Origin of the sequence: Sphingomonas sp. TF3 (assembly GCF_003985085.1) — a bacterium.
GTDB lineage: Bacteria > Pseudomonadota > Alphaproteobacteria > Sphingomonadales > Sphingomonadaceae > Sphingomonas.
This window is the reverse complement of the sequence record NZ_RWKS01000009.1, coordinates 145,785-170,826: the sequence shown is the minus strand read 5'-3', so window position 1 is coordinate 170,826 and position 25,042 is coordinate 145,785. Positions and strand designations below refer to the sequence as shown.

Annotated in this window: 27 protein-coding genes and 1 pseudogene; 15 read left to right on the top strand and 13 right to left on the bottom strand. The window is 64.2% G+C overall.

The genetic code is table 11. The features are described from left to right. Positions 1-7: 7 nt before the first annotated feature. The 5 genes from metG to mazG all read left to right on the top strand — a co-directional run bounded on the left by metG (position 8) and on the right by mazG (position 4,133). Positions 8-1,546, top strand: a complete 1,539-nt coding sequence (gene metG, locus EJC47_RS10495) for a methionine--tRNA ligase (RefSeq protein ID WP_126847424.1) — start codon at positions 8-10, stop codon at positions 1,544-1,546. Next, positions 1,546-2,322: a TatD family hydrolase gene (locus EJC47_RS10490; RefSeq protein WP_126847422.1), complete on the top strand. Its 777-nt coding sequence runs from the start codon at positions 1,546-1,548 to the stop codon at positions 2,320-2,322. The genes metG and EJC47_RS10490 overlap by 1 nt, the downstream gene beginning before the upstream one ends. After that, complete coding sequence (locus EJC47_RS10485) at positions 2,319-3,083, top strand: MBL fold metallo-hydrolase (protein WP_126847420.1); 765 nt, start codon at positions 2,319-2,321, stop codon at positions 3,081-3,083. Before EJC47_RS10490 ends, EJC47_RS10485 begins: the two co-directional genes overlap by 4 nt. Further along, positions 3,080-3,283, top strand: coding sequence for a hypothetical protein (locus EJC47_RS10480; RefSeq protein WP_126847417.1), 204 nt, complete (start codon positions 3,080-3,082; stop codon positions 3,281-3,283). The genes EJC47_RS10485 and EJC47_RS10480 overlap by 4 nt, the downstream gene beginning before the upstream one ends. 91 nt (positions 3,284-3,374) lie before the next feature. After that, on the top strand, positions 3,375-4,133 hold the full coding sequence (mazG, locus tag EJC47_RS10475) for a nucleoside triphosphate pyrophosphohydrolase (RefSeq protein ID WP_126847415.1): 759 nt from the start codon (positions 3,375-3,377) through the stop codon (positions 4,131-4,133). Here the strand turns inward: mazG and EJC47_RS10470 are convergent. The 8 genes and pseudogenes from EJC47_RS10470 to dusB form a co-directional block, all read right to left on the bottom strand. Next, positions 4,111-4,770 (bottom strand): GNAT family N-acetyltransferase, encoded by a 660-nt coding sequence (locus tag EJC47_RS10470; RefSeq protein ID WP_126847406.1) that lies wholly within the window; start codon positions 4,768-4,770, stop codon positions 4,111-4,113. The two genes, mazG and EJC47_RS10470, sit on opposite strands and share 23 nt — an antisense overlap. Further along, the gene (hflX, locus tag EJC47_RS10465; RefSeq protein ID WP_010402765.1) at positions 4,748-6,034 is read right to left on the bottom strand and encodes a GTPase HflX; all 1,287 of its coding nucleotides are present in this window, start codon (positions 6,032-6,034) and stop codon (positions 4,748-4,750) included. The genes EJC47_RS10470 and hflX overlap by 23 nt, the downstream gene beginning before the upstream one ends. After that, positions 6,031-6,546, bottom strand: a pseudogene (hfq, locus tag EJC47_RS10460) (RNA chaperone Hfq); the annotation flags it as partial. The pseudogene hfq and the gene hflX, both read right to left, overlap by 4 nt. A gap of 98 nt (positions 6,547-6,644) precedes the next feature. Continuing rightward, positions 6,645-8,018 carry a nitrogen assimilation response regulator NtrX gene (ntrX, locus tag EJC47_RS10455; RefSeq protein ID WP_126847404.1) on the bottom strand — a complete coding sequence of 458 codons (1,374 nt, stop codon included), beginning with the start codon at positions 8,016-8,018 and terminating at the stop codon, positions 6,645-6,647. Between the two features lie 4 nt (positions 8,019-8,022). Beyond that, the gene (locus EJC47_RS10450) at positions 8,023-10,242 is read right to left on the bottom strand and encodes a sensor histidine kinase (protein ID WP_249340787.1); all 2,220 of its coding nucleotides are present in this window, start codon (positions 10,240-10,242) and stop codon (positions 8,023-8,025) included. Positions 10,243-10,337: 95 nt separating this feature from the next. Further along, a complete protein-coding gene (gene ntrC, locus EJC47_RS10445; protein WP_126847402.1) occupies positions 10,338-11,756 on the bottom strand; it encodes a nitrogen regulation protein NR(I) in 1,419 nt (472 codons plus the stop codon). Beyond that, complete coding sequence (locus tag EJC47_RS10440; RefSeq protein ID WP_126847476.1) at positions 11,753-12,835, bottom strand: two-component system sensor histidine kinase NtrB; 1,083 nt, start codon at positions 12,833-12,835, stop codon at positions 11,753-11,755. Before EJC47_RS10440 ends, ntrC begins: the two co-directional genes overlap by 4 nt. Further along, positions 12,811-13,815 (bottom strand): tRNA dihydrouridine synthase DusB, encoded by a 1,005-nt coding sequence (dusB, locus tag EJC47_RS10435; RefSeq protein ID WP_126847400.1) that lies wholly within the window; start codon positions 13,813-13,815, stop codon positions 12,811-12,813. The genes EJC47_RS10440 and dusB overlap by 25 nt, the downstream gene beginning before the upstream one ends. 100 nt (positions 13,816-13,915) lie before the next feature. On the opposite strand from dusB, the gene EJC47_RS10430 reads away from it, so the two are divergent. Further along, positions 13,916-15,067 (top strand): bifunctional 2-C-methyl-D-erythritol 4-phosphate cytidylyltransferase/2-C-methyl-D-erythritol 2,4-cyclodiphosphate synthase, encoded by a 1,152-nt coding sequence (locus EJC47_RS10430; protein ID WP_126847398.1) that lies wholly within the window; start codon positions 13,916-13,918, stop codon positions 15,065-15,067. A 2-nt stretch (positions 15,068-15,069) separates the two neighbouring features. Further along, a complete protein-coding gene (locus tag EJC47_RS10425; RefSeq protein WP_010402752.1) occupies positions 15,070-15,609 on the top strand; it encodes a CinA family protein in 540 nt (179 codons plus the stop codon). Here EJC47_RS10425 and EJC47_RS10420 read toward each other — a convergent pair. Together EJC47_RS10420 and lipA are read right to left on the bottom strand one after the other, a co-directional pair. After that, positions 15,531-16,028, bottom strand: coding sequence for a type II toxin-antitoxin system RatA family toxin (locus tag EJC47_RS10420; protein ID WP_033967207.1), 498 nt, complete (start codon positions 16,026-16,028; stop codon positions 15,531-15,533). The genes EJC47_RS10425 and EJC47_RS10420 overlap by 79 nt on opposite strands. After that, a complete protein-coding gene (gene lipA, locus EJC47_RS10415) occupies positions 16,028-16,945 on the bottom strand; it encodes a lipoyl synthase (protein ID WP_126847396.1) in 918 nt (305 codons plus the stop codon). Before lipA ends, EJC47_RS10420 begins: the two co-directional genes overlap by 1 nt. 65 nt (positions 16,946-17,010) lie before the next feature. Between lipA and EJC47_RS10410 the strand changes: the two genes are divergently transcribed. Together EJC47_RS10410 and EJC47_RS10405 are read left to right on the top strand one after the other, a co-directional pair. Next, positions 17,011-17,640 (top strand): carbonic anhydrase, encoded by a 630-nt coding sequence (locus EJC47_RS10410; RefSeq protein WP_126847394.1) that lies wholly within the window; start codon positions 17,011-17,013, stop codon positions 17,638-17,640. Positions 17,641-17,729: 89 nt separating this feature from the next. Then, entirely contained in the window at positions 17,730-18,185 is a 456-nt protein-coding gene (locus tag EJC47_RS10405) for a hypothetical protein (RefSeq protein WP_126847392.1), read from the top strand. Between the two features lie 17 nt (positions 18,186-18,202). Here EJC47_RS10405 and EJC47_RS10400 read toward each other — a convergent pair whose 3' ends face one another. From EJC47_RS10400 to aspS, 3 genes are read right to left on the bottom strand one after another with little or no spacing between them, the layout of a single operon-like run. Next, positions 18,203-18,994: a polyphosphate kinase 2 family protein gene (locus EJC47_RS10400; protein WP_033967202.1), complete on the bottom strand. Its 792-nt coding sequence runs from the start codon at positions 18,992-18,994 to the stop codon at positions 18,203-18,205. Further along, a complete protein-coding gene (locus EJC47_RS10395) occupies positions 18,991-20,034 on the bottom strand; it encodes an SMP-30/gluconolactonase/LRE family protein (RefSeq protein WP_126847390.1) in 1,044 nt (347 codons plus the stop codon). The genes EJC47_RS10400 and EJC47_RS10395 overlap by 4 nt, the downstream gene beginning before the upstream one ends. 2 nt (positions 20,035-20,036) lie before the next feature. Then, entirely contained in the window at positions 20,037-21,839 is a 1,803-nt protein-coding gene (gene aspS, locus EJC47_RS10390) for an aspartate--tRNA ligase (protein WP_126847388.1), read from the bottom strand. Positions 21,840-22,013: 174 nt separating this feature from the next. Between aspS and rnd the strand changes: the two genes are divergently transcribed. The 6 genes from rnd (at position 22,014) to EJC47_RS10360 (ending at position 25,034) form a co-directional block, all read left to right on the top strand. Further along, a complete protein-coding gene (rnd, locus tag EJC47_RS10385) occupies positions 22,014-23,201 on the top strand; it encodes a ribonuclease D (RefSeq protein ID WP_126847386.1) in 1,188 nt (395 codons plus the stop codon). 107 nt (positions 23,202-23,308) lie between these two features. Further along, a complete protein-coding gene (locus EJC47_RS10380) occupies positions 23,309-23,596 on the top strand; it encodes a RebB family R body protein (protein WP_033967199.1) in 288 nt (95 codons plus the stop codon). A gap of 45 nt (positions 23,597-23,641) precedes the next feature. Beyond that, the gene (locus tag EJC47_RS10375; RefSeq protein ID WP_126847384.1) at positions 23,642-23,950 is read left to right on the top strand and encodes a RebB family R body protein; all 309 of its coding nucleotides are present in this window, start codon (positions 23,642-23,644) and stop codon (positions 23,948-23,950) included. Positions 23,951-23,963: 13 nt separating this feature from the next. After that, complete coding sequence (locus tag EJC47_RS10370) at positions 23,964-24,431, top strand: RebB family R body protein (protein WP_185867635.1); 468 nt, start codon at positions 23,964-23,966, stop codon at positions 24,429-24,431. After that, a complete protein-coding gene (locus EJC47_RS10365) occupies positions 24,428-24,727 on the top strand; it encodes a hypothetical protein (protein ID WP_126847380.1) in 300 nt (99 codons plus the stop codon). The genes EJC47_RS10370 and EJC47_RS10365 overlap by 4 nt, the downstream gene beginning before the upstream one ends. Next, positions 24,720-25,034, top strand: coding sequence for a hypothetical protein (locus EJC47_RS10360; RefSeq protein WP_126847378.1), 315 nt, complete (start codon positions 24,720-24,722; stop codon positions 25,032-25,034). Before EJC47_RS10365 ends, EJC47_RS10360 begins: the two co-directional genes overlap by 8 nt. Positions 25,035-25,042: the final 8 nt, after the last annotated feature.

Below are 25,042 nucleotides of genomic sequence, written 5' to 3'. Positions count from 1 at the left end.
GGCCGCCATGGCCGACCCTTATTATATCACCACCGCAATCAGCTATCCCAACGGACGCCCGCATATCGGGCATGCCTATGAGGCGATCGCGACCGACGCGATCGCGCGCTATCAACGCCAATTGGGCCGTGAAGTCCGCTTCCAGACCGGGACCGACGAACATGGCCTGAAAATGGTCCAGGAAGCGCGCAAGCGTGACCTGACCCCGCGCGCGCTGGCTGACGAAATGAGCGGCTATTTCAAGGCAATGGCCGAGAAACTGGAGATTTCGTGCGATCGCTTCATCCGCACCAGCGACGCCGACCATTACCGCGCCAGCCAGGCGATCTGGCAAGCGATGGAAGCCGCGGGCGACCTGTATCTCGACCGCTATGAAGGCTGGTATTCGGTTCGCGACGAAGCCTTTTACGACGAGAAGGAACTGGTCGAAGGCGAGGGCGGTGCCAAATTGTCGCCGCAGGGCACGCCGGTCGAATGGACGGCGGAGGAAACCTGGTTCTTCCGGCTTTCCAAATATCAGCAGCCTTTGCTCGACCTATATGCCGCGCAGCCCGATTTCATTTTGCCCGAGGCGCGCCGCAACGAGATTTTGCGCTTCGTTGAGGGCGGCCTGTCCGATCTCTCGGTATCGCGCACCAGCTTCGACTGGGGCGTTCCGGTGCCGGGCAGCCCGGGCCATGTGATGTATGTGTGGGTCGATGCGCTCACCAATTATCTGACCGGGGTCGGCTATCCCGACGATGTCGAACTGTACGAAACCTTCTGGCCCGCGCATCTGCACGTGATTGGAAAGGATATCGTGCGTTTTCATGCAGTTTACTGGCCAGCTTTCCTGATGAGTGCCAACATTCCGCTGCCGCGTGCGGTGTTCGGCCATGGCTTTTTGCTCAACCGCGGTGAGAAGATGTCCAAGTCGGTCGGCAACGTCACCGATCCGATGGAACTGGCCGATCGCTTCGGTGTCGATGCGCTGCGCTATTTCCTGCTGCGCGAAGTGAGCTTCGGCCAGGATGGGAGTTATTCCGAAGAAGCGATCGTAACCCGTTGTAATGCTGACCTTGCCAACAATCTTGGCAATCTCGCGCAACGCTGCCTGTCGATCATTGCCAAGGCGTGCGGTGGCGTGGTGCCGGCGGCGGGCGAACGCACCGAGGCCGAGGACGCGCTGCTCGCCAGCGTCGCTGCGGCGGAGGCCGGGATGCACGATGCGATGGGCGATCTGGCCTTGCACAACGCGCTCGACGCGATCTGGTCGGCAGCGCGCGATGCCAACCAATATTTCGCCGATCAGGCACCGTGGAGCGTGCGCAAAACCGATCCGGCCCGCGCCGACACCATCCTGTATCACGCAGCCGATGCGGTGCGGCGGATCGCGATTCTGGCGCGCTGGGCGATCCCCAATGGCGCGGACAAATTGCTCGATCTGCTGGGGCAGCACGGCGATGCGCGCCACTTCGAAGCACTCGGCCACCCGCTGGCGCCGGGCCTGACGCTGCCGGCCCCGGTCGGCGTGTTCCCACGGCTCGAAGCGCCGGTCGAAGGCTGATGTTCGCCGACAGCCATTGCCACCTCAATTATAAGGGGCTGGGCGAGCAGCAGGATGTGATCCTCGCCCGTGCCCGCGCGCGCGGCGTCCACGCCATGCTCAACATCGCGACGCGCGAAAGCGAATGGGACGCGGTGCTGGCCACCGCCGAGCGCGAGCCCGATGTCTGGGCGACGGTTGGCATCCATCCCAATGAAGCCGACGAGCATCCCGATATCGGCACCGCCCGCCTGGTCGAGCGCGCGCAGCATCCGCGCGTGGTCGGCATTGGCGAAAGCGGGCTCGATTATTTCTACGAACATAGCGACCGCGAGCGCCAGCGCACGAGCTTTCGCGCGCACATTGCCGCCGCGCGCGAAACGCAACTGCCGATCGTGGTGCACACGCGCGATGCCGAGGAGGATACCGCCGCGATCCTGCGCGAGGAAATGGGGAAGGGGGCCTATCCCGGCGTCATCCATTGCTTCACCGCGAGCGGGGCGTTCGCCGACATCGCGCTCGACCTTGGCTTCTACATCTCGATCTCGGGCATCGTGACCTTCAAGAACGCCAAGGATCTGCAGGAAACAGCCGCGCGGCTGCCGCTCGATCGGCTGCTGATCGAAACCGATGCGCCGTTCCTGGCACCGGTGCCGCATCGCGGGAAGACGGGCGAACCAGCCTTCGTTGCCGATACTGCGGCGTTTCTGGCGAAATTGCGCGGCGAGCCGCTGGAAACGCTGGCAGCGGCGACGGCGGAGAACTTTCACGCACTGTTTACCAAGACTCGCGCATGAAGGTGCGGATCCTTGGCTCGGGCACATCGTCCGGCGTGCCGCGGATCGGCAATGACTGGGGCGCGTGCGACCCGACCAACCCGCGCAATCGCCGGATGCGCGCGTCAATCCTGGTCGAGACGCAGACGACGCGCATCCTGGTCGACACGGGCCCCGACATGCGCGAACAGTTGCTGGCGGCGGATGTGTCGACGCTGGATGCGGTGATCTGGACGCACGACCATGCCGATCACACGCACGGCATTGATGACTTGCGCCAGGTGTTTCATGCGATGCGGCGGCCGGTGCGCGGACTGGCGCGGCCTGATCTTATGGAGACGTTGAAGCGGCGTTTCGGTTATGTTTTTCAGGGTTGGAACGATTATCCACCGACGGTCGCAATCGAGGCTTTGCCCGACAGCATCGTCATCGGCGACATTACGGTTGGCGTGGTCGATCAGCCGCACGGGCCGTTCCAATCGGCCGGATTGCGCTTTGACAGCATCGCCGGATCGATTGGATATGCGACTGATCTCAGTGCGATGACGCCGGATATGGCGAACCTGTATGAAGGTCTTGACCTGTGGATCGTCGATGCGCTGCGCCGCAAACCGCATCCGTCGCACCCGGATTTGAACATGGCGCTAGGCTGGATCGACATGCTCAAACCGCGCCATGCGGTGCTGGCGCATATGGACCAGTCGATGGACTATGCGAGCCTGCTGGCGGAACTGCCGCCGGGCGTCGAGCCGGGCTATGACGGGCTGGAACTGCACGTATGACCGACACCAGCATGGACCTGGTGTTTTACGCGCTGGTGCTGATCCTGCCGGTCAGCGCGCTCGCGGCACGGCGATTGCCGCTGGGCGATACCATCAAGATGGCGCTGGCCTGGGTGGCGATCTTCGGCGTGCTGTTCGTGCTGGTGGTGCTGTGGCAGGGCGCTGTCGGGGCCGGATCGGCGCTGGGGGGCTTGCTCTGATGAAACTGCCTCAATTTAACATAATGTATATTATCGGATTGATGGATGTTGGCCGTCGGTGCCAGTTCCCCGCCCGGAATGGAGCGCACAGATGATCGAACGGCTGGTCGCGATCATGGCGCGGTTGCGCGATCCGGTGTCGGGCTGCGAATGGGATGTCGCGCAGGATTTCGCCAGCATCGCGCCCTATACGATCGAAGAAGCCTATGAAGTCGCCGATGCGATCGCGCGCGACGACATGGTCGAGCTCAAGGACGAGCTTGGCGATCTGCTGCTCCAGGTCGTGTTCCATGCGCGCATGGCCGAGGAAGCTGGTCATTTCGCGCTGGCTGACGTCGTGGCGGCGATCAGCGACAAGATGGAGCGCCGCCATCCGCATATCTTCGGCGGTGTCGCTGCGGGCGGCCATCATCTGTGGGAACAGATCAAGGCCGCCGAACGCGCCGCCAAGGGCCAGGCCGACGTCCCGCCGGGCGCGCTGGACGGCGTAGCATTGGGCCTGCCCGCTTTGCTCCGCGCCGAGAAGTTGCAGAACCGCGCCGCGCGCGTGGGGTTCGACTGGCCCGCTGCCGAAGGCCCGCGCGCGAAGATCGACGAGGAAATCGCCGAGATCGAAGCGGCCACCACCCCGGCCGAGACCGAGGATGAGGTCGGCGACCTGCTCTTCTCGGTGGTCAATTGGGCGCGCAAATTGGGCGTCGATCCCGAGGCGGCGCTACGCGGTGCCAATGCCAAGTTCGAACGCCGTTTCAAGGCGATGGAGGCGGAAGCTGGCGACGCCTTTCCGGGCCTGCCCCTCGCCGACAAGGAAGCCTTGTGGCAAGCGATCAAGGCTCCGCATCAGGAATGACCGCGGTCGCATAAGGGCAATACACCGACCAGCCGAGGCTCGTATAAAGCGCGCGGCCTTGCGCGGTCGCGACCAGCACTTCGCGCGACGCGCTTGAGCGACGCTGCGCTTGCAACAGGCCCATCACCGCCCTGCCCAACCCGCGCCGCTGATGATCCGGACTGGTGACGATCCGATCATAGACGAACACGCCCGACGCTTCCGCCGCATAACCGCTGGCCGCGAGCGCACCGTCTGCGGCGGTGATCGCGACGCGAACGACATTGCCGACGATTTCCACCTCCGGGAGATAGCCGTCGGACAGCGGCGTTTCTGCAAGGGGCGTGGCCCCCGCTGTCATCATCCAGGAAGGTGCACAGATTTGCCACTTCGACGGCAAAAGCGCCCTCAAAACAGCGTCATCCTGGCAAAGTTTCACATAGACTTTCGGCTGCATGATGCTTTGCGCCAAGTCGGCAATCGCCGGGGCCGGGTCCACAAAGACATAGCGGCACCATTCCTGCTCCGACCGCGTATCCACCCGCCAGCCACCGTGATCGGCCACTGGCGTCGGCAGCGCACGCGCGACCGAGCGGGCATGGAGCCAGCCTGCGATCAGGTCGCGATCGACGACGTCAGCGCTGGCAGAACCGTTCATAATCGCGCTCGGCCATGCGGACTTCATAGATCGCCTGCTCGCCCTCGACCGATTGTTCGAGCACCTCGCCATGCGCGTGGAGCCAGGCCGCGCCGGCACCGTCGCCCGCATCGAGCAGGATGGTGTAGCGGCGATGGCTCGACGTCAGCAGCGCGGCGACGGTGTCGAGCAAGGCGGACACCCCTTCCCCGCTCAGCGCCGAAATCGCCGCCACATCGTCGCGCCGCGCGGCTTCGCCCAGCAATTCGGCGCGATCATCGGCATCGAGCATGTCGAGCTTGTTCCACGCCTCGATCCGCGGGACCGAGAGGTCGACACCGATATCGCGCAGCACCGCCTCGACATCGTCCTTCTGCGCAATCGTATCGGGATGCGCGATGTCGCGGACGTGGATCAGCAAATCGGCCGACACCACTTCCTCCAGCGTCGCCTTGAAGGCCGCGACGAGCTGGGTCGGCAGTTCGGAGACGAACCCGACAGTGTCCGACAGGATTGCCTTGTCGATGCCCGGAAGTGCGATCTGCCGCAGCGTCGGATCGAGCGTTGCGAACAGCAGATCCTCCGCCATGACGTCAGCGCCGGTCATGCGGTTGAACAGCGTGGATTTTCCGGCGTTGGTATAGCCGACCAGTGCGATCACCGGCCAGGGCGCGCGCTGCCGCCGGTCGCGGTGCAGACCGCGCGTGCGCGAAACCTGCTCGAGTTCCTTCTTCAGCCGCGCCATGCGATCGCGGATCAAGCGACGGTCGGCTTCGATCTGCGTTTCACCCGGGCCGCCGAGGAAGCCGAAGCCGCCGCGCTGGCGTTCCAAGTGGGTCCAGCTGCGTACCAGCCGCCCGGCCTGATAATCGAGATGCGCCAGTTCGACTTGCAAGCGCCCCTCGGCGGTTGCCGCGCGTTCGCCGAAGATTTCGAGGATCAGCCCGGTGCGATCGATCACCTTGGCCGACAGCGCCTTTTCGAGGTTGCGCTGCTGCACCGGCGTGAGGCTGGCGTCGAACACGACCAGCTCGGCCTCGGCCATGCGCACGGTGGCAGCCAGCGCTTCGAGTTGCCCCTTGCCGATCAGGGTCGAAGGCTGGAGCGCGCGCACCTTGATCGCGACGCGATCGACCACTTCGACATGGATCGCCATGGCAAGCCCGGCGGTTTCGGCCAGCCGGGCATCGGCATCCCGCGACGAAATGCCGGTGTCGGGATAGACGACAACGGCCTTGGCACCCCGCGCGACATCGTCGCGGTCCCGTTCAAAACCTGTAGTCAATCGTTGTCCGAACCTGCTGTTTCATCAGCCAAATTAAGGGGATGGGCGGGCTGAATGGTGGAGACCGCGTGCTTGTAGACAAGCTGCGCCATGCCGTCGCGCTGGAGCAGCATGCAGAACAGGTCGAATGCCGCGATCTGCCCCTGCAGCATCACGCCGTTGACCAGGAACATGGTGACATTGTCTTCGGACTTGCGCACCGCGTTGAGGAAGATTTCCTGCAGCAGCGGCTGCTTCTTCTGCGCTTCGCCGATCGCATTGACGATCGCATCGATATCAACGGTGTTGGCCGGCATGATCGTCGAAATGGCGTGCTTGTAGATCAGCTGCGACTGCCCATCCCGGCGCAGCAGCACCGAGAAATTGTCGAACCAGGTGACGATGCCCTGCAGCTTTACGCCCTTCACGAGGAACATCGTGATCGGGGTTTTGGTGCGGCGCAGGGCGTTGAGGAACAGGTCTTGCAGAGAGGTGTGCTTGTCGGCCATCGGTCGATCCTTTGTTCTTGGCGGGGGGTTCCCGCGGCGCGCCGGTTCCGGCGTCGAGTTAGGTGGTGTACCCGTCCTCTAATCTAGGGATGCACGATCGTTTCGTCCACCGATCCAGTCGATTAATCCTCGCGCACCTCGGTAATGCCGAGCAGCTTCAGCTTCCGGTGCAGTGCCGACCGCTCCATCCCGATGAAATTGGCGGTGCGGGAGATGTTGCCGGAGAAGCGGCGGATCTGCACGCGCAAATATTCCCGCTCAAAGGTCTCGCGGGCTTCGCGCAGCGGCGCGCCCATGATCGCGGTCGCCCCGCCGCCCAGTTCGCCCGGATCGCCAAGCACATCGGGCGGCAGCATATCGAGATCGATCTGTCCGATCCGGTCCCCCGGTGCCATGATGATCGTGCGCTCCACAATGTTGCGGAGCTGGCGCACGTTCCCTGGCCATTCGTAGGATTGCAGCGCCACCATGGCGTCAGGCGCGACGGCTGGCGTGGGAACGCGCCGTTCGGACGCGTAATGCGCCATGAAATGATCGACCAGCGCAGGGATATCCTCGCGCCGCTCCGCCAGCCCCGGAATGGTGACGGGCACGACGTTGAGCCGGTAATAGAGATCTTCGCGGAAGCGGCCTTCGGCAATTTCATGCGTCAAATCGCGTGCGGTGGCGGACACCACGCGCACATCGACCTTGACCACGCGCTGCCCGCCGACGCGGCTGAAACTCTGGTCGGTGAGCACCCGCAGGATGCGGCCTTGCGTTGCCAGCGGCATGTCGGCGATTTCATCGAGGAACAGCGTGCCCCCGTGCGCCTGTTCGAGCAGGCCGGAGCGGACGAGCTGCCCCCCCTCCTCGATGCCGAACAGCTCCTCCTCGACTCGCTCGGGCGTCATCCGCGCCGCACTGACGACGACGAACGGCGCATCGGCGCGCTGGCTCCAGCCGTGCAGCAGCCGAGCAGCCACTTCCTTGCCGACGCCCGCCGCGCCCATGATAAGCACGCGGCTGCCCGTCGCGGCCACGCGCTTCAGCGTTGCGCGGACGCCGTTGATCGCACCGGAATTGCCGGTCAAATCGGTATCGCGGCCCACCACCGCGCGCAGGCTGGCGATCTCGCGGCGCAAGCTCTCGGTCTCGGTCGCGCGTGCCACCATCAGCAGCAGCCGCTCGGCCTCGAACGGTTTCTCGATGAAATCGGCCGCACCACGCCGGATCGCAGCAACGGCGGTATCGAGATTGCCATGCCCCGAAATCATCAGCACCGGGATCGACGGGTCGCGCCGCTTGATCTCATCAAGCAACTCGAGGCCGTCGAGCCGCGAGCCCTGTAGCCACACGTCGAGCAGCACGAGCGACGGCCGCCGCACCGAAATGGCTTCCAGGGCCGAATCGCTGTCGGCCGCGACGCGCGCGCCATAGCCTTCGTCTTCGAGCACACCGGCGACCAGATCGCGAATATCGCGTTCGTCATCAACGACAAGGATGTCCAGGGGCATGGGTTCAGGTCCGGTTCTGCGAGAGTTGCTGGGGTGGCGCTTCGGCGATGCCCCCATCGCCTCCGTCGCCGGTGTCGAGATTGGAGAGCATCGCCGTGTCGAAGCTGACGGTGACGATCGTGCCGCCGCCGGGGCGGTCGGCAAAGGTCATCGTGCCGAAATGCTCCTCCACGATCTTCTTGACGATCGCCAGGCCAAGGCCGGTGCCGCGCGCCCGCGTCGTGACATAGGGCTCGACGATACGGTCGCGCGCGGCGGGCAAGCCGATGCCGGTATCGGCGACGGTGATGGTGGTGCGGCCGTCCCGCTCCTCCAGCGTCATCGTGATGCTCGCCTCGGCTGCGCCCGGATTGGCTTCAACCGCCTCGACCGCATTCTTGACGATGTTGGTGAGAGCCTGGCTAATCTGGCGGCGGTCGCACACCAGCATGATGCTCGGCTCTTCATGCGCCAGGCTGAACACGACGCCGGGGTGCGCGACTTCGTGCAGGAACAGTGTCTGGCGAGCGAGATCGACCAGCGACTCCTCCCGGAACACCGGTTTGGGCATCCGCGCAAAGGAGGAGAATTCATCGACCATGCGTCGCAAGTCGCCGACCTGGCGAATGATCGTATCGGTCAGGCGCGCAAAGGTGGTGTCGTCCGGGTCGATCTGCTTGCCATAGCGCCGCTGGAGCCGTTCCGCGGCGAGCTGGATCGGGGTCAGCGGGTTCTTGATTTCATGCGCGATGCGGCGCGCGACGTCGGACCAGGCGGCACGGCGCTGGTCGAGCAGTTGCCCGGTGATGTCGTCGAAGGTCAGGATCGGCCCTTCGTGTGCCCGCGTGACCTTGACCGCCAGCGTGCGCGCGTCATTACCGGTGCCGATCTCGATGATCGCTTCGCGATCCTGTCCGTCGAGCAGCGCCGCCAATTCGGGCGCGATCAGCTTCAGCGGTTTGCCGACCGGCATATCGTCAGGACCATCCAGCAGCGTGATGGCCGAACGATTGATCAGGCGGACGGTCCCGTCGGGCGCGACCGAGATGACGCCGGCAGTGACCCCCGACATCACCGCCTCGATCAAGGCGCGACGGCTTTCCAGCGCACCGGTCTGCGCTTGCAGGCGCTCGGTCATTTGGTTGAAGGCGCTGGTCAACGTGCCGATCTCGTCGTCGGTTTTGGGCGTCGGCACGCGCGCGGTAAAATCGCCTGTAGAAACCAGATCCGCCGCTGCCACCAGCGCGCCGAGTGGACGCACGATGCGATCGGCAACTTCCAGCGCGATCCATACGGCGATGGCGATGATCAGTAGCGAAATTCCGAGCAACGCAGCGTTGAACTTCAGCTGCAGCGATCGCGAACGCGCGAGAAAGTCGCGATAGCTGGACAGCACTGCCGCGCTGCGCTTCGACTGCGCTTCCATCACGCGGACGTCCGAAATCGCGACGGTCAGCAAATAGACATTGGTCGTCCCCGGGATCGGCACCAGCGTTTTGATGCGGTTGCCGTTCACCGTGGTAATGCTGGGCACCTTCTGTTGGACATCCAGAATGTCTCCACGCGTCACCTCCCGCGCCAGATCGAGCTTGTCCGGGTTCAGGTTGACGATTTCATGAAATTTGCCGTCCGGGGAATATATAAAAAGAAAACCATCCGAAAAGCTTCTGTAAAAAATCTGGTATTTTCCAAAATATTCGGGAAAATCTGGAGATCTTACCTTTTCTGAAAAATTCTCGGAAATATCCTGCGCGGCGGTAACCGTAGCAACCTGCCAACGTTGGAGCATTTGCTGATACGAGGTCGTTGCAACGCCAGTAGCATTTTCGATCATGCTGCGCGCCTGATCGGAATACCAGAATTGCACGCCATATTGAAACAGCAGCGAGGCGAAGATGACCACGAACAGTGTTGGCACCGCCGCAATGATCGAGAAAAGCGCAACCAGCCGTACGTGCAACCGACCACGCCCGCCGATCGGCAAACGCGAGGCACGCCGCATCGCGATGCGGCGCCCGATCAGCACCAGCAATGCAATGCCGGGCAGCAAATTGGCGAGCAACAGTGAAGCCACCAGAGCCGGGCTTAACAGCGCATCCGCGCTACTCCCGCGCGCGATGAACAGATAGCTGGCTGCCGCGATTACAATCGCGATGGCGAGCACCGCCAGCTCCAGAAAGCGCGTGACATGGAACCGGGGCGGCACGCCGCCCCTTAACGGAACCGAAAGCACAGACTCACTCATCGTGACATTCCTACAACGCCCGCGTTGCAAGGAAAACACACAAATGACGCCGCCGATCTCAAGTTCGAACCGGGTGAGCCCGGCTCGTCGCCCGTTCAGGGGGCAATACCGAGCATATCCAAACGTTTGCGCAGCGTGTTGCGATTGATTCCCAAGGCGCGCGCAGCCCGCAATTGGTTCTGGCCGTGACGCGCCAGCAGCGCCTCGATCAGCGGCCGCTCCACTTCGGCGATGATTCGGTCATAAAGCGTTCCATCGTCAAGCGCGGCGGGTTCCTCTATCGCCAGCCGCTCGATCCGAGCGCGAATGGCCGCTTCGATTCCCGCATCGCCAATCATCGGCACCAACGGCAGTGCGCCACCCAACATGGCGCGCATCTCATCGGCATCGATCCGCTCGTCGCGCGCCAGTACGGCAATGCGCCGCATCATATTTTCCAGCTCGCGGACATTGCCCGGCCAGTCATAGGCCTCGATCACGGCGATCGCGTCGGGATCGAGCTGCTTGCGCGGCAAGCCGTCCTCGGCTGCGCGGTCGAGGAAATGGCGCGCGAGCAGCGCGATATCCTGCCGCCGCGCGCGCAAGGCAGGCAGCAGCACCGGCACGACGTTGAGGCGATAGAACAGATCCTCGCGAAACTGGCCGATCGTCACCAACTGCGCGAGATCGCGATTGGTGGCCGCAACGATGCGCACGTCGGCGCGGATCGTGCGGGCACCGCCGACGGTGGTGAACTCGCCCGATTGCAGCACGCGCAACAGCCGCGTTTGCGCCTCCATCGGCATGTCGCCGATTTCGTCGAGGAACAACGTGCCGCCCGCCGCCTGCTCGAACCGCCCGGCCGATCGCGCCTGCGCGCCGGTAAAGGCACCGCGCTCATGGCCAAACAGCTCCGCTTCGATCAGTTCGCGCGGGATCGCGGCCATGTTGAGCGCAATGAAGGGCGAACGGCGGCGCGGCCCCAAATCATGGATCGCGCGCGCAACCAGTTCCTTGCCGGTGCCCGATTCGCCCGAGATCAGCACGGTGAGGTCATTCGAAACGACGCGCGCGATGATGCGATAGACATCCTGCATCGCCGGCGACCGCCCAATCAGCGGCAGCGCGCGATCTTCGGCCTCGATCGGATCGGCCACAGCCCCCGCCCCCCGGGCGAGCGCGCTCTGGACGGTGCGGGACAGCACGTCGAGGTCGAATGGCTTGGGCAAATAATCGAACGCGCCGACTTCGGTCGAGCGCACCGCCGTCGTCAACGTGTTCTGCGCCGACAGCACGATCACCGGCAAGCCCGGATGCGCTTGAACAACGCGCTCGACCAGATCGAGGCCGTTACCGTCCGGCAGGACCACGTCGGTGACCAATACGTCGGGCGCTGTCGCGGCAAGGTGCACTTCGGCCTCGGCGACCGTCGCCACGACGATCACGCGGTGGCCGTCGCGTTTCAGCGCTTGCCCAACCACCGTGCGGATGGCGGCATCGTCATCAACGACGAGGATCCGTCCGGTGCGGGTCATGCACCCCCACGCGGCAGCATGATGCGAAACACGGTCATCGGCGGGGTTCCTTCGCGCGCAAATTGAATGATCCCGCCCATATCGCGCACCAGTTTGTCGACAAGCGCAAGGCCAAGCCCCTGCCCTTCGGGTTTGCCCGAAATGAACGGGTCGAACAGATGTTCGGCAATATCGGCGGGTGGTCCAGGGCCATTGTCGATCACGCAAATTTCGATCGGGAGTGGTCGGCGGGGTTTGCCGGGGGCGGGCGCAATTGCCATGCCGTGGCGATAAGCGGTGGCCAGCGTAATCCGCGCATCGGCCTGGTCGCGCACGGCCTCGCTCGCATTCTTGAGCAAATTGAGCACCACTTGCAGCGTCGCGTCGCGGTCGATCTGGACCGGCGGCAGCGACGGATCGAAGCGTTCCTCGATCACCACATGCCGCCCGAAACCGGCGAGCGCGACGCGCCGGGCATGATCCAGCAGGGGATAGATATTCTCGGGCACAAGCTGCAACGGGCGCGTATCGGTGAAATCCTGCATCCGGTCGATCAGCGCCGCGATCCGGTCGACTTCGGTGGTAATGAGCGTGGTCAGTTCCGCCGCGCCCTTGCCCTTGGACAGCAATTGCGCCGCGCCGCGAATGCCCGAGAGCGGGTTTTTGATTTCATGCGCCAGCATCGCTGCCGCGCCAATTGCGGCGCGCGCAGCCGACGCGCGATCGGCATTGTGCCCCATCCGGCGCGAGGTGGCTGCATGATGCAGCGTGATCGTCTGCCAGCCGGGATAATCGGCGATCCGCGACTCGATATAATCGACGCGCACCTTGCCGCCGCGCTTGAGCGCGATCTCGACATCGAACGCCGCGAAACCGTGATTGTCGCGCGGATTTTCGTCCTCCGGTGCCTTCAGGATCGACGCCAATGGCTGTCCCAGCATCGCGCGCTCGAACAGATTGAGCAGCGCTTCGCACTCGGCATTGGCATGGGCAACTCGTGACTCGGGGTCGACCACCAGCACCGCCACCGGCAGCGCGGCAAACAAGTCTGCGAAATCGGGACCGGCGGCCGTGTTCACGCGGCGGCGCGACTGCACCAGGGCGCGTAGAATTCGGCGAGCATCGCCTGAACGACCTTCGGATCGGCGATCTGGTTCACGCGATTGCGGAATTCGGCAGAGCCATGCAGGCCGCGCGTGTACCAACCGATATGCTTGCGCGCCATATTGACGCCGGTCTCGTTCCCGTAATGACTGAGCATCGCTTCGTAATGCTCTGCAATCACGGTATATTGTTCCTCGATTGAGGGATCGGCCACGCGGCGGCCGCTGGCGAACCACTCCATCACCTGGCCCAGCAGCCATGGCCGCCCATAAGAACCGCGCCCGATCATCACGCCGTCCGCGCCCGACTGGTCGAGCGCCGCCTCGGCATCCTCGATCGAGCAGATGTCGCCATTGGCGATCACCGGGATCGTCACCGCGTCTTTCACAGTGCGGATGAACGCCCAGTCGGCACTGCCTTTGTACATCTGGTTGCGCGTGCGCCCGTGGACGGTGACCAGCTTCACCCCCAGGTCCTGCGCGATCCGCGCCAGTTGCGGCGCGTTGAGGCTGCTGTGATCCCAGCCCATGCGCATCTTGAGCGTGACGGGCACACTGACCGCCTCGACCACGCCCTTGATGATCGCACCGGCATTGTCGAGATCGCGCATCAGCGCGGAGCCCGCATCGCCATTGGTGACCTTACGCACGGGACAACCCATGTTGATGTCGATGATCGCAGCACCGCGATCCTCGCTCAGCTTCGCCGCTTCGCCCATTTCATAGGGCGTGCAGCCGACGAGCTGCATCGATACCGGATCCTCGATCGGGTGCCACGCCGCCTTTTGCAGCGACTGGCGCGTTTCGCGAATCGCCGCCTGGCTCGCGACCATCTCGGTGACGTTGAGGCCCGAGCCATAGCGCCGCACCAGCGTGCGGAACGGCATGTCGGTGACGCCGGTCATCGGTGCCAGGATCACCGGGCTCGCGATCGTCACGGGACCGACGTTCAGAGGGGCAAGAGTACGCGAAGTCACGGGATGGGATCTGCCTGAAAAACGGGCAGCCTATAGGCGAAAGCCCGTCCTGCAGCAAGGCGGGCTGGCGGGCGGCCACGGCTTGGGCTAGGCGCGCGGCATGACTTCGACCAAGACCGCCGCCATCATCGTTGCCGCCGGCACCGGCGTCCGCTCGGGCAGCACCGTTCCAAAGCAATATGCCCGCCTTGGCGGCAAGGCGGTGCTCGCGCACAGCTATGCCGCCTTGCGCAACCATTCCGCGATCGACCGCGTCATCGTGGTGATCGGTCCCGATCAGGAGGCCGCACTATACGAAGCCATCGGTGAGGCAGAGCATGTCACCGGCGGCGCAACACGGCGCATGTCTGTGCTGGCGGGGCTGGAGGCGCTGGCGGACGACGCCCCTGCCCGCGTGCTGATCCATGATGCGGCTCGCCCGTTCCTGGGCGCGGCCGTGATCGACCGGCTGATCGCGGCGCTCGACACGCATAACGGCGCTGTCCCCGCTTTGCCGGTGGCGGACACGCTCGCGCGCGGCGAGAGCGAGCTGGGCGAAACCGTTGCCCGCGATGCCTTGCACCGCATCCAGACCCCGCAAGCCTTTCACTTTGCCACAGCCCTCGCCGCGCATCGCGGCTGGACCGGCGACGAACCGACCGACGACGCGCAAATGGTGCGCGCCGCCGGTGGCCGAGTCGCGCTGGTCGAAGGAGACCCCATGCTCGAAAAGATCACCCATCCCGCCGACTTCGCTGCCGCCGAGGCGCGGCTTGCCACCACGATGCGCTCTCGCACCGCCACCGGCTTCGACGTCCACCGGTTGGAGGCAGGCGAGGAATTGTGGCTGGGCGGCGTGCTGATCCCGCATGACAAGGGTCTGTCGGGGCATAGCGATGCAGATGTCGCACTCCACGCCATCACAGATGCGCTGCTCGGCACGATCGCGGCGGGTGATATCGGCACGCATTTCCCGCCCAGCGACCCGCAATGGCGCGGTGCCGATTCGGCGCAGTTCCTGCAACACGCCGCCTCACTGATCGCGGCGAGCGGCGGGATCATCGATTTCATCGACCTGACGTTGATCTGCGAGGCCCCCAAGATCGGCCCGCACCGCGTCGCGATGCGCGACCGCATCGCAGAGCTCTTGCGGCTCGACGCCGATCAGGTCAGCATCAAGGCGACGACGACCGAACGTTTGGGCTTTACCGGACGTGGCGAGGGGATTGCGGCGCAGGCCGCCGCCACCGTCCGGGTTCCAGGGGAGCGATAACGATGGACACCATCCTGCCCGCCCAATTGGTGGAGGCCGCCCGCAAGGTAGTTGCCGCCAATCTCGCCGCCGGCCGCCGCGTGGCGCTCGCCGAAAGCTGCACCGGCGGCCTCGTCGCCGCCGCAATCACCGAAATCGCGGGTTCGTCCGAAATGTTCGAGAGCGGTTTCGTCACCTATTCCAACGACGCCAAGCTGGAGATGCTGGGGGTGAGTGCCGATGTGCTCGAAACCTTCGGTGCCGTCTCGGTAGCGACGGCGTGGAGCATGGCGCAGGGCGCGCTGGAGGCGAGCGGTGCCGATGTCGCGGTCGCGATCACGGGCGTGGCAGGCCCTGGCGGCGGCACTGAGAAGAAGCCGGTCGGCACGGTGGTGTTTGCCCGTGCCGAACGTGGTGCCGATCCTGGGCATGTCGTCGCCGATCGCAAGGATTTCGGCGACCTCGGGCGTGGCGGCGTGCGGCTTCAGGCGGCGTTGTGCGCGCTCGAACTGCTGCTGCCATCCGAGGACGATACCGCGCCTGAGGCCGAGGAAGCCCCGTAAAGCACGGCGGCGCGGTCCTCGAACGCGCCGATCATCTTGCGCAGGGCGGTGCCAAACACCTGGCCCGCCAACATTTCGAACACGCGATTCTTGAACGCGAAATCGACCGTGAAATCGACCGCGCAGCCGCTCCCGTCGGGCCGGAACGCCCATTCATTGCGCAGATATTTGAGCGGCCCGTCGAGATATTCGACCTCGATCCGCTCGGGCCGGTGTTTCTCGACCTTCGACGTGAAGGTTTCGCGCAAGCCTTTGAAGCCGACGATCATGTCGGCAACCATCTGCGTTTCGCTGTTCGAGCGCACGCGGATCGCCGATACCCACGGCAAAAACTCGGCATAACGGGCAACGTCAGCGACCAGATCGAACATTTGTTCGGGCGTGTAGGGCAGCCGCCGCGTTTCGGAATGGCGTGGCATCAGCGCTGGGCGAGCTTTGCCTCCCGCGCGGCGCGCAGGCGGGCGAAATCGTCACCGGCATGATAGCTCGACCGCGTCAGCGGCGAACTCGCGACCAGCAGGAACCCTTTTGCGCGTGCGATCGCGGCATAGGCATCGAACACGGCGGGGGTGACGAAGTCCATCACCTTGGCATGGCGCGGGGTCGGCTGCAGATACTGCCCCATCGTCAGGAAATCGATCTCGGCCGAGCGCATGTCGTCCATCACCTGATGCACTTCGAGCCGTTCCTCGCCCAGACCCAGCATCACGCCCGATTTTGTGAAGATCGAGGGATCGTGACGCTTCACACTCTCCAGCAGCCGCAACGACGCATAATAACGCGCGCCGGGGCGAATCGTCGGGTAGAGACGCGGCACGGTTTCGAGGTTGTGGTTGTAGACATCCGGACGCGCGGCCACGATCGACTCGACCGCCGCTTGCGTCTTGTTGCGGAAATCGGGGGTCAGGATCTCGATCGTCGTATTGGGCGTGGTGCGGCGCAGCGCCTCGATCACCTTCACGAATTGCGACGCGCCGCCATCGGGCAGATCGTCACGATCGACCGAGGTGATGACGATATGTTCGAGCCCCAGCTCGGCGGCGGCATCGGCGGTGTGCTGCGGTTCGAGCGCGTCGACCGCACGCGGCATCCCGGTCTTCACATTGCAGAAGGCGCAGGCGCGCGTGCAAGTGTCGCCCAGGATCATCACCGTGGCGTGTTTCTTGGTCCAGCACTCGCCGATATTGGGGCACGCCGCTTCCTCGCACACAGTGTTGAGGTTCAGGCGGCGCATCATCGCCTTGGTCTCGCCAAAGGCGGTGCCGCCTGGCGCCTTCACGCGGATCCAGTCGGGCTTGCGTTGACGCGGGCGGGCGAGTGGGGACATCTCGTTCATGCGTGGCAGATAGCGACTGCCGCGCGCCCTTGCCACCCCCCCCTGAGGGCGGATACACGGCCCCCATGACCGATTTTTCAGATCTGATCGGCGGATATCGCCGCTTTCGCGACAGTGAATGGACCCGCCAGCGCGACCGCTGGGCCAAATTGTCCAAGGGTCAAAGCCCCAAGGTGATGGTGATCGCCTGTTCCGACAGCCGAGTCGATCCCGCGCAGGTGTTCGACACATCGCCGGGCGAGATCTTCGTCGTGCGCAACGTCGCCAATCTGGTGCCGCCGTTCGAGCTGGATGGACGACGCCACGGCGTTTCGGCCGCGCTCGAATTCGCAGTGACACAATTGGAGGTGTCTGAAGTTGTGGTCATGGGCCACGGCCAATGCGGCGGCGTGCACGCCGCGATGACCCAGGCCTTCGCCGGCAAGGCCCCGGGCGAAGGCGGCTTCATCGATCACTGGGTCGACATGCTCGACGACGCGCGCGATCGGATCGTGGCGGAACACGGTTCCGGGCCCGAGGCGATCCATGAACTGGAACTGGAAACGGTGCGGGTGAGCATCGCCAACCTGCGAACCTTCCCCTGTATTCCCGAGCGCGAGGCCGCAGGCACGCTGAAGCTTCGCGGGGCTTATTTTGCCATAGCTGACGGCGTGTTGCACGTGATGGACGACGACGGCGTCTTCGCGGCCGCATAACCCGTTCTTTGGGAAAACATATAGGACGATACGGCGTAGGTGTCGCGGTTGCGGTTGCTCCCGCGGCACCGGTCGGCTAGCCGTTCGGCATGAGACCCAACACGCTTCGGCTGCTGCGCCGCTATCACCATTATCTCGGGCTGTTCTTCGCTCCGATGATCCTGCTGTTCGCGATCAGCGGCGCGCTGCAGACCTTCCGGTTGCAGGAAGCCAAGGGCTATGGCGGCACGCCGCCCAACTGGATCGTGTGGCTCGCCAGCGTCCATAAGGATCAGGGCCCGCCGCGTGAACGCAAGGCGGAGAAGCCCAAGCCCGCGCCCGGCACCGCTGAAGCGCAGAAGCCGCGTGCGGAAGCGAGCGCCGGTGCCGCAAAACGCCCCTCACCCCTGCCGCTCAAGATCTTCGTCGTTCTGCTGTCGATCGCGCTCAGCCTGTCGACGATTACGGGCATCGTGATCGCGCTCGCCAGCCGCGCGATGCGGCGGATTTCGATCATCTTGCTGGTGCTTGGCACCGTAGTGCCGATCGTCCTGCTCTGGGTCTAGCCGCGCCGCCCTCCGCCTCAGGCGGCGGGCGTCGGTGGCAGCCCCAGTGCGGTGCGCGCGACCTTCTCGATTTCGGGATCGAGCACGGGCGGAGTCATGTCGACCTGCGCTTCGAGCTGCTCGGCAATCGTGGTCAGCGCCGTGATCCGCGCTGCTTTCTTGTCGTTGCCGTCGATGATCGTCCACCGACCCCAGCGCGTATCGGTGCGCTTGAACATGTCGTGCATCGCATCGAGATAGTCGGCGCGCTTGGCCCGGTTGCGATAATCCTCGAGCCCGGTTTTCCAGCGTTTCCAAGGATGGTCGAGCCGGTCTTTTAGGCGCTTGTCCTGCTCATCCTGCGTCACATGGACGAACAGCTTGACGATCGTCGTGCCCGAATCGGCCTGTTGCGCTTCGAACTCGTTGATTTCGTCATAGCCGCGCTTCCATTCGGCTTCGGTCGCGTAGCCCTCGACCCGCTCGACCAGCACGCGCCCGTACCAGCTACGATCGAACACTGCGATGTCGCCCTTGGCGGGAAGTTTCTGCCAGAAGCGCCACAGGAAATGCCGGTCGAGCTCGTCCTCGGTCGGTGCCTTGATCGGCCACACCTCGAAATTGCGCGGGTCCCAATTGGCGCAAAGACGCTGGATGATCCCGCCCTTCCCCGCCGCGTCCCAACCCTCAAGCAAAACGATCGCGCGCTTGCGGTGGACGATATGCGCGACCTGGATATGCGCGAGCCGGGTTTGCAGCGCGATCAGATCCGCTTCGTAATCGCCCGCATAGGGCTTGCCCGACTCATAATCGGACAGGGAGATCGTCATAGTGCAGAAACCTTCAACCGCAGGCGCAGGATGCGGTCATTCGCCGTCAGAAACAGCGTGCGACCGTCTTCACCAAACGCACAATTGGGGATCGGCGCGCCGGTGGCGATCAGTCCGAGTGGCTCGGCGTCCGGCGTGAGGATCATCATCCCGCCGGGCACGCTGTTGAAATGCGTACCGTCGCGCGCGATCTTCATGCCATCGGGCAGGCCCGGCGCGGCGTTGGCGAGCATCGGCTTGGCGTCGAGCCAGAGCCTGCGCGACGTCGGCATCCCGCGCGCATCAAGCGCATAAGCCATAATCCGCGGTTCCTGCTCATCGGAAACCGACACGAACAACGTCTTGCCGTCGGGTGACAAAGCAATGCCATTGGGCCGCGTGAGCGTCCCATCGACCAGCACCGCCGCGCCGCCGGGTGCCCAGCGATAAACGCCGTTATGCGGCTGTTCCTTCAGCGGCGATTGGTCGCCCCCGACCAGCCCATAAGGCGGATCGGTGAAATAGATCGCGCCGTCCGCCGCGACGCACAGATCGTTGACGCTGTTGAAGCGCTTGCCCTGATAGCGATCGACCAGCACCGTCCGGCGTTTGGTCTTGAGATCGAGCAGCACCACCGCGCGCGATCCACTGCCAGCGATCAGCAGGTTTCCGGCGTGATCGAGCGTCAGGCCATTCGAGCCGCCTTCGCGCACGGTCGCTGGATCGGGCGCGACCGCATCAGAAGGCGAAAGGAATACCGATGTCCCGGTGCTGCGCGACCAACGCCGCATGATATTTGCCGGAGGGTCGGAAAACAGCAGATAGTTCCCACGCGGCACCCATACCGGCCCTTCGGCCCAGCGGATTCCCGTTGCGATCGTCTCGATCGGCGCATTTGGATCAAGAATGCGGTCGAGCCCCGGTGCCAGCCGCAGAATATGCGGCGTGACTGCGGTGCCGGAAGCGATCTCGGCACCGAGCACCGGTGCCGCCAGCAAGCCGAGCCCCGCGCCGATGACGCCACGGCGGCTCCACTGCGCTGCTGTAGCGCTTCCGGGCATCCTCAACCCTCTTGTGCTCGCGCGGCGTCGCCGGTCACGCGGATGTTGAGTTCCTTCAACTGCTTTGGCGTCGCGAAATTGGGCGCGCCCATCATCAGATCCTCGGCCTTCTGCGTCATCGGGAAGGTGATGACCTCGCGGATGTTGGGCTCGTCGGCCAGCAGCATGACGATGCGGTCGACACCCGGGGCCGAGCCGCCATGCGGCGGTGCGCCGAACTTGAAGGCGTTGATCATGCCCGCGAAATTGGTATCGACATCGGCCTGCGTGTACCCGGCAATCTCGAACGCCTTGTACATGATTTCCGGGCGATGGTTACGGATCGCGCCCGACGACAATTCGATGCCGTTGCAGACGATGTCATATTGGTACGCGAGAATGTCGAGCGGGTCCTTTGTCTCCAGCGCTTCCATCTCGCCCTGCGGCATCGAGAAGGGGTTGTGGCTGAAATCAACCTTCTTCGCGTCCTCATCATATTCGAACATCGGGAAATCGACGATCCAGCAGAATTCGAAGCGCTTCTGGTCGATCAGGCCGAGCTGATCGGCAACGCGGGTGCGCGCGAGGCCCGCAAGCTTGGCCGCCTGGGCTTCTTTGCCCGCCGAGAAGAAGATGCCGTCATTCGGCCCGATGCCGAGTGCAGCGGCGATCGCCTGCATGCCCTCTTGCCCATGGTTGTTGGCGATCGGCCCGCCGAACACGCCGTCCTTCTGCGTGGCATAACCAAGGCCCGGGAAGCCCTCGGACTGCGCCCAGCTGTTCATTTCGTCGAAGAATTTGCGGCTCTTCTCGGCTGTGCCGGGCGCCGGGATCGCGCGCACGACATCGCCCGCCTCGACCATCGACGCGAAGCGACCGAAGCCCGAACCCTTGAACTGCTCGGACACGTCGCTGATCACGATCGGGTTGCGCAGATCGGGCTTGTCATTGCCGTATTTCAGCATCGATTCGCGGTACGGAATGCGCTTGAACGGCAGCGGCGAGACGGTGCGGCCCTTACCCTGCCAATTGGCGAATTCCTCGAACACGCCGTGCAGCACCGGCTCGATCGCGGCGAATACGTCGTCCTGGGTGACATAGCTCATCTCGAAATCGAGCTGGTAGAATTCACCAGGGCTGCGGTCGGCACGCGCATCTTCGTCGCGGAAGCACGGCGCGATCTGGAAATAGCGGTCGAAGCCCGCCACCATCAGCAACTGCTTGAACATCTGCGGCGCCTGCGGCAGCGCGTAGAACTTGCCCGGATGCACACGGCTCGGCACCAGATAATCGCGCGCGCCCTCGGGCGACGAGGCGGTCAGGATCGGCGTCTGGAATTCGGTGAAGCCCTGGCCGATCATGCGCTGGCGCAGCGAGGAAATGACGTTGGAGCGCAGCAGCACGTTGGCGTGCAGCCGCTCGCGCCGCAAATCGAGATAGCGATATTTGAGGCGGATTTCCTCGGGATATTCATTCTCGCCGAACACCGGCATCGGCAATTCCTGCGCCGCCGACTGTACCACGACATCGCGCGCGCGCAGTTCGATCTCGCCCGAGGGGAGCGCCGCGTTCACCGTCTCGGGCGAGCGCGCAACCACGTCGCCAGTGATGGTGACGACCGACTCGGGGCGCAACTTGTCGAGCACTGCATGCGTCGGGCTGTCACTGTCGGTAACGATCTGGGTGATGCCATAATGGTCGCGCAGATCGACGAACAGCAGGTTTCCGTGGTCGCGCTTGCGGTGGATCCAGCCGGAAAGCTTGACCGAGGCCCCGACATCGGAGGCGCGAAGCTGGGCACAGGTATGAGTGCGATAGGCGTGCATAAATCTTCTCATGTTCGTCGCCCCGGCGAAGGCCGGGGCCGCTGTGTATCGAAGCGCAACGCCTGACAACGCAGCGGCCCCGGCCTCCGCCGGGGTGACGGCGAATATAGCCGCTGCGCTTCCCTCCCCCACCCACCTTTGTCAACCCGCCCGGCGCTCGCTATGGGGGGCTGTATGCATATCCATCCGCTCATCACCGACAGTGCCACCCTCGCCAATCTCTGCACCCGATTGGCCGAAGCCGACTTCGTCTGCGTCGATACCGAGTTCATGCGCGAGAACACCTTCTGGCCCGAACTCTGCCTGATCCAGATTGCCGACGTGAACGAAGCCGCCGCGATCGATCCGCTCGCCCCCGGCCTCGACATGACGCCGTTGCTGCAATTGCTGGTCAATAATGAGGATGTGCTGAAGGTCTTCCACGCCGGCGGGCAGGATCTCGAAATCGTCTACAACCTTACCGGCACCACCCCGCACCCGCTGTTCGACACGCAAGTCGCCGCGATGGCGCTGGGGCAAGGCGAGCAGGTCGGCTATTCCAATCTGGTCGATGCCTATCTCGGCATCACCGTCGACAAGGGCGCGCGCTTCACCGACTGGAGCCGCCGTCCGCTCGACGCGCGGCAGATCGAATATGCGATTGGCGACGTGACGCATCTCGCCAAGATCTTCCCCAAAATGCTCGAGCGGCTCCGCCGCACCGGGCGCGGGGCCTGGCTCGACCAGGAAATGGAGCGCCTCGGCGACCCCAAAAATTACGCCAATGATCCCGAGGAAGCCTGGCGTCGGATCAAGGTGCCCAGCCGCAAGCCCGAAGTGCTCGGCCGCCTGAAGGCGCTGGCACGCTGGCGCGAAATCGAGGCCCGCAGCAAAGATCTGCCGCGCGGCCGCATCGTCAAGGACGAGACGATCGCCGATCTTGCTGGACACGCCCCGCGCAAACAGGCCGATCTCGCCAAGGTGCGCGGTCTTTCCGCGACCTGGGCGCAGAACGATATCGGCGCGCGGCTGATGGCGGCGCTCGAACATGCCCAACCGATGTCCCCCGAGGAACTGCCCTCGCGCGACGACCGCAAGCCCGGCATGGGCAAGGATGGCGCGCTGGTTGCCGATTTGCTCAAGCTGCTGCTCAAGATCCGCTCCAAGGAAATCGACGTGGCGGCGCGCTTGCTTGCGCGCACCGATGATCTCGACGCGTTGGCCGCGGGTCAACGCAGCGGTTTGTCGATCCTGGAGGGCTGGCGCTTCGACCAATTCGGCCGCGATGCGCTCGACCTGGTCGAGGGGCGGCTGGCCTTTGCAGTGGTGAACGGCAAGTTGAAGATGACGCGCACCGAGGACGCCCCGGTCTATCCGCAATAATTTTGACGATCAGCCAGCCCCGTTTCTTTCGTTCCGGGTTTCATTGACCGGTAACGTTCGCCATGCAAAGTTTCGATATCGAAACTTTTTGTAGCGGGAGAACGTTCATGGCCTTTCCGACCTCTGTCAACGATCAAGTCACCGACTCGGTTACACAAGCCAACGTCAAGGTTCTGGGTGAGAGCCCGGCGATTGCGATGGGAAATCTGTATCAGGCCACCGCGCAGGCGCTGGCCAATGCCGCGCACAATGCGACAGCGGCACAGCAACAAAGCTACGTAACAGCGCAAGCGGCCACGACGATGGGGGTTGCCACCCTATATTCGATCGATACCGCAAGCACGGGAGCCTCCACGGAAGATATTTTGCAGTCGGGTCGTGTGAGGGGGCTTTAACGCCCCACACATTCGTCTCGAACGACCAAATCCGGAGCACGACCCATGGCTTATCCTACCGCCGTCAACAGCCAGATCACCGATTCTGTTTCGCAAGCTGGCGTGGTCACGCTTGGTTCCGCCCCCGCCGTGGCGTTGGCCTCGCTTTATCAGGCAGTCGCCCAGGCGATCGCGATGGCTGCGCACAACGCTACCTTCGCGCAGCAACAGGCCTATATCACAGCCCAGGCCGCCACGGCGCAGGGCGTCGCCCTGATCTACGCCCAGGCCAACACGTTGCACAGTCCCGCCGCGATGGCCCCGGTGGCCGAAAGCCAACCGGCGGCTGGTCCCGTCGCTTCTGGCGTAGCCTGAAAGGCGGACGATAGTGCAAGACCACACCGACACAAATCCAGCGGCCGAGGCTGCCGCGGAACCGTTCGCTACGGTCAACGCGCAGGTGTTGGACAGCCTAGCGGCAATCCAGGCGCTGACCAAAGGCGCAGCCGACAATCCCGCCGCGGCGATGGTCGAACTGGCGAGCGCCCAGGCCATTGCGCTGGGGCAGCTTCAGGCCGTGATCCGCCAGCAAGCTGATGCGACGATCGCATCCGCGACGACGGCGGCGGCTTGTGCCCAAATCCTGGGCGCACCGCTCCCGCCCGGTCCCGGCGCGCACTCGCCGAACTCGGCAATCGTCGCGGTTTACGAGCAGCAGGCGCGGTTGGCCGTCGATGTCTTGAAGGCGCGCGTTGTGCAAGCCGGTCAGGATGCGGAGGCGGCGACCGCCGCGCTCGCGCGCATCGCGGCGGCAGTGGCGGCTCCCTCGCCCAAGCCAGCAGCGGCTGAGCAATGATGCAGAATGCCGACCCGCAAATCAGGCTGGCGCTTAGTATCGCGGTGCAGGATGCCACCGATGCACTGCGCAATTCCACGATGATTGCCACAGCGGCATCCGCAGCCGGGCTGGCGCGCTTTTTTGCAACCAACGATCGCATCTATCTGGAGGCTGCTAAGGAAGGGCAGCATCTGATTACGAAGGCGATCGAAACGCTGCGGATGGTTGTCGCGATCTCCCAGGACTATGTGGGCGAAGATCACCCCTCGGGTTCAGACGCCGCCGCGCCCAAAGCGAGTACCACTTATGATTGAGCAGGATCCATCGCAACCGCACGCCGGGCAAGGCGACTCGCAGCGACCGGCGCAAGATGCGGTAGAAGCAGGGATGGCCGCCGCCCAGCAACAGCACCAGGCCGCGATGGCCGCAGTGCAAGCTGCGATGGAGGCCGCACAACAACAGCAACACATCGCGACGGGCGCTGTGCAATCGGCGATCGAGGTTGCCATGAAGCAGCAACGGGACGCGATCGCGGCTGCGCAAGCACAGGTTGAGGCCGCCATGACCGCTGCGATGAAAGCAATGACGACCGCTTCATCGGAGCCCAGCACCGACCATTGACGCGACCG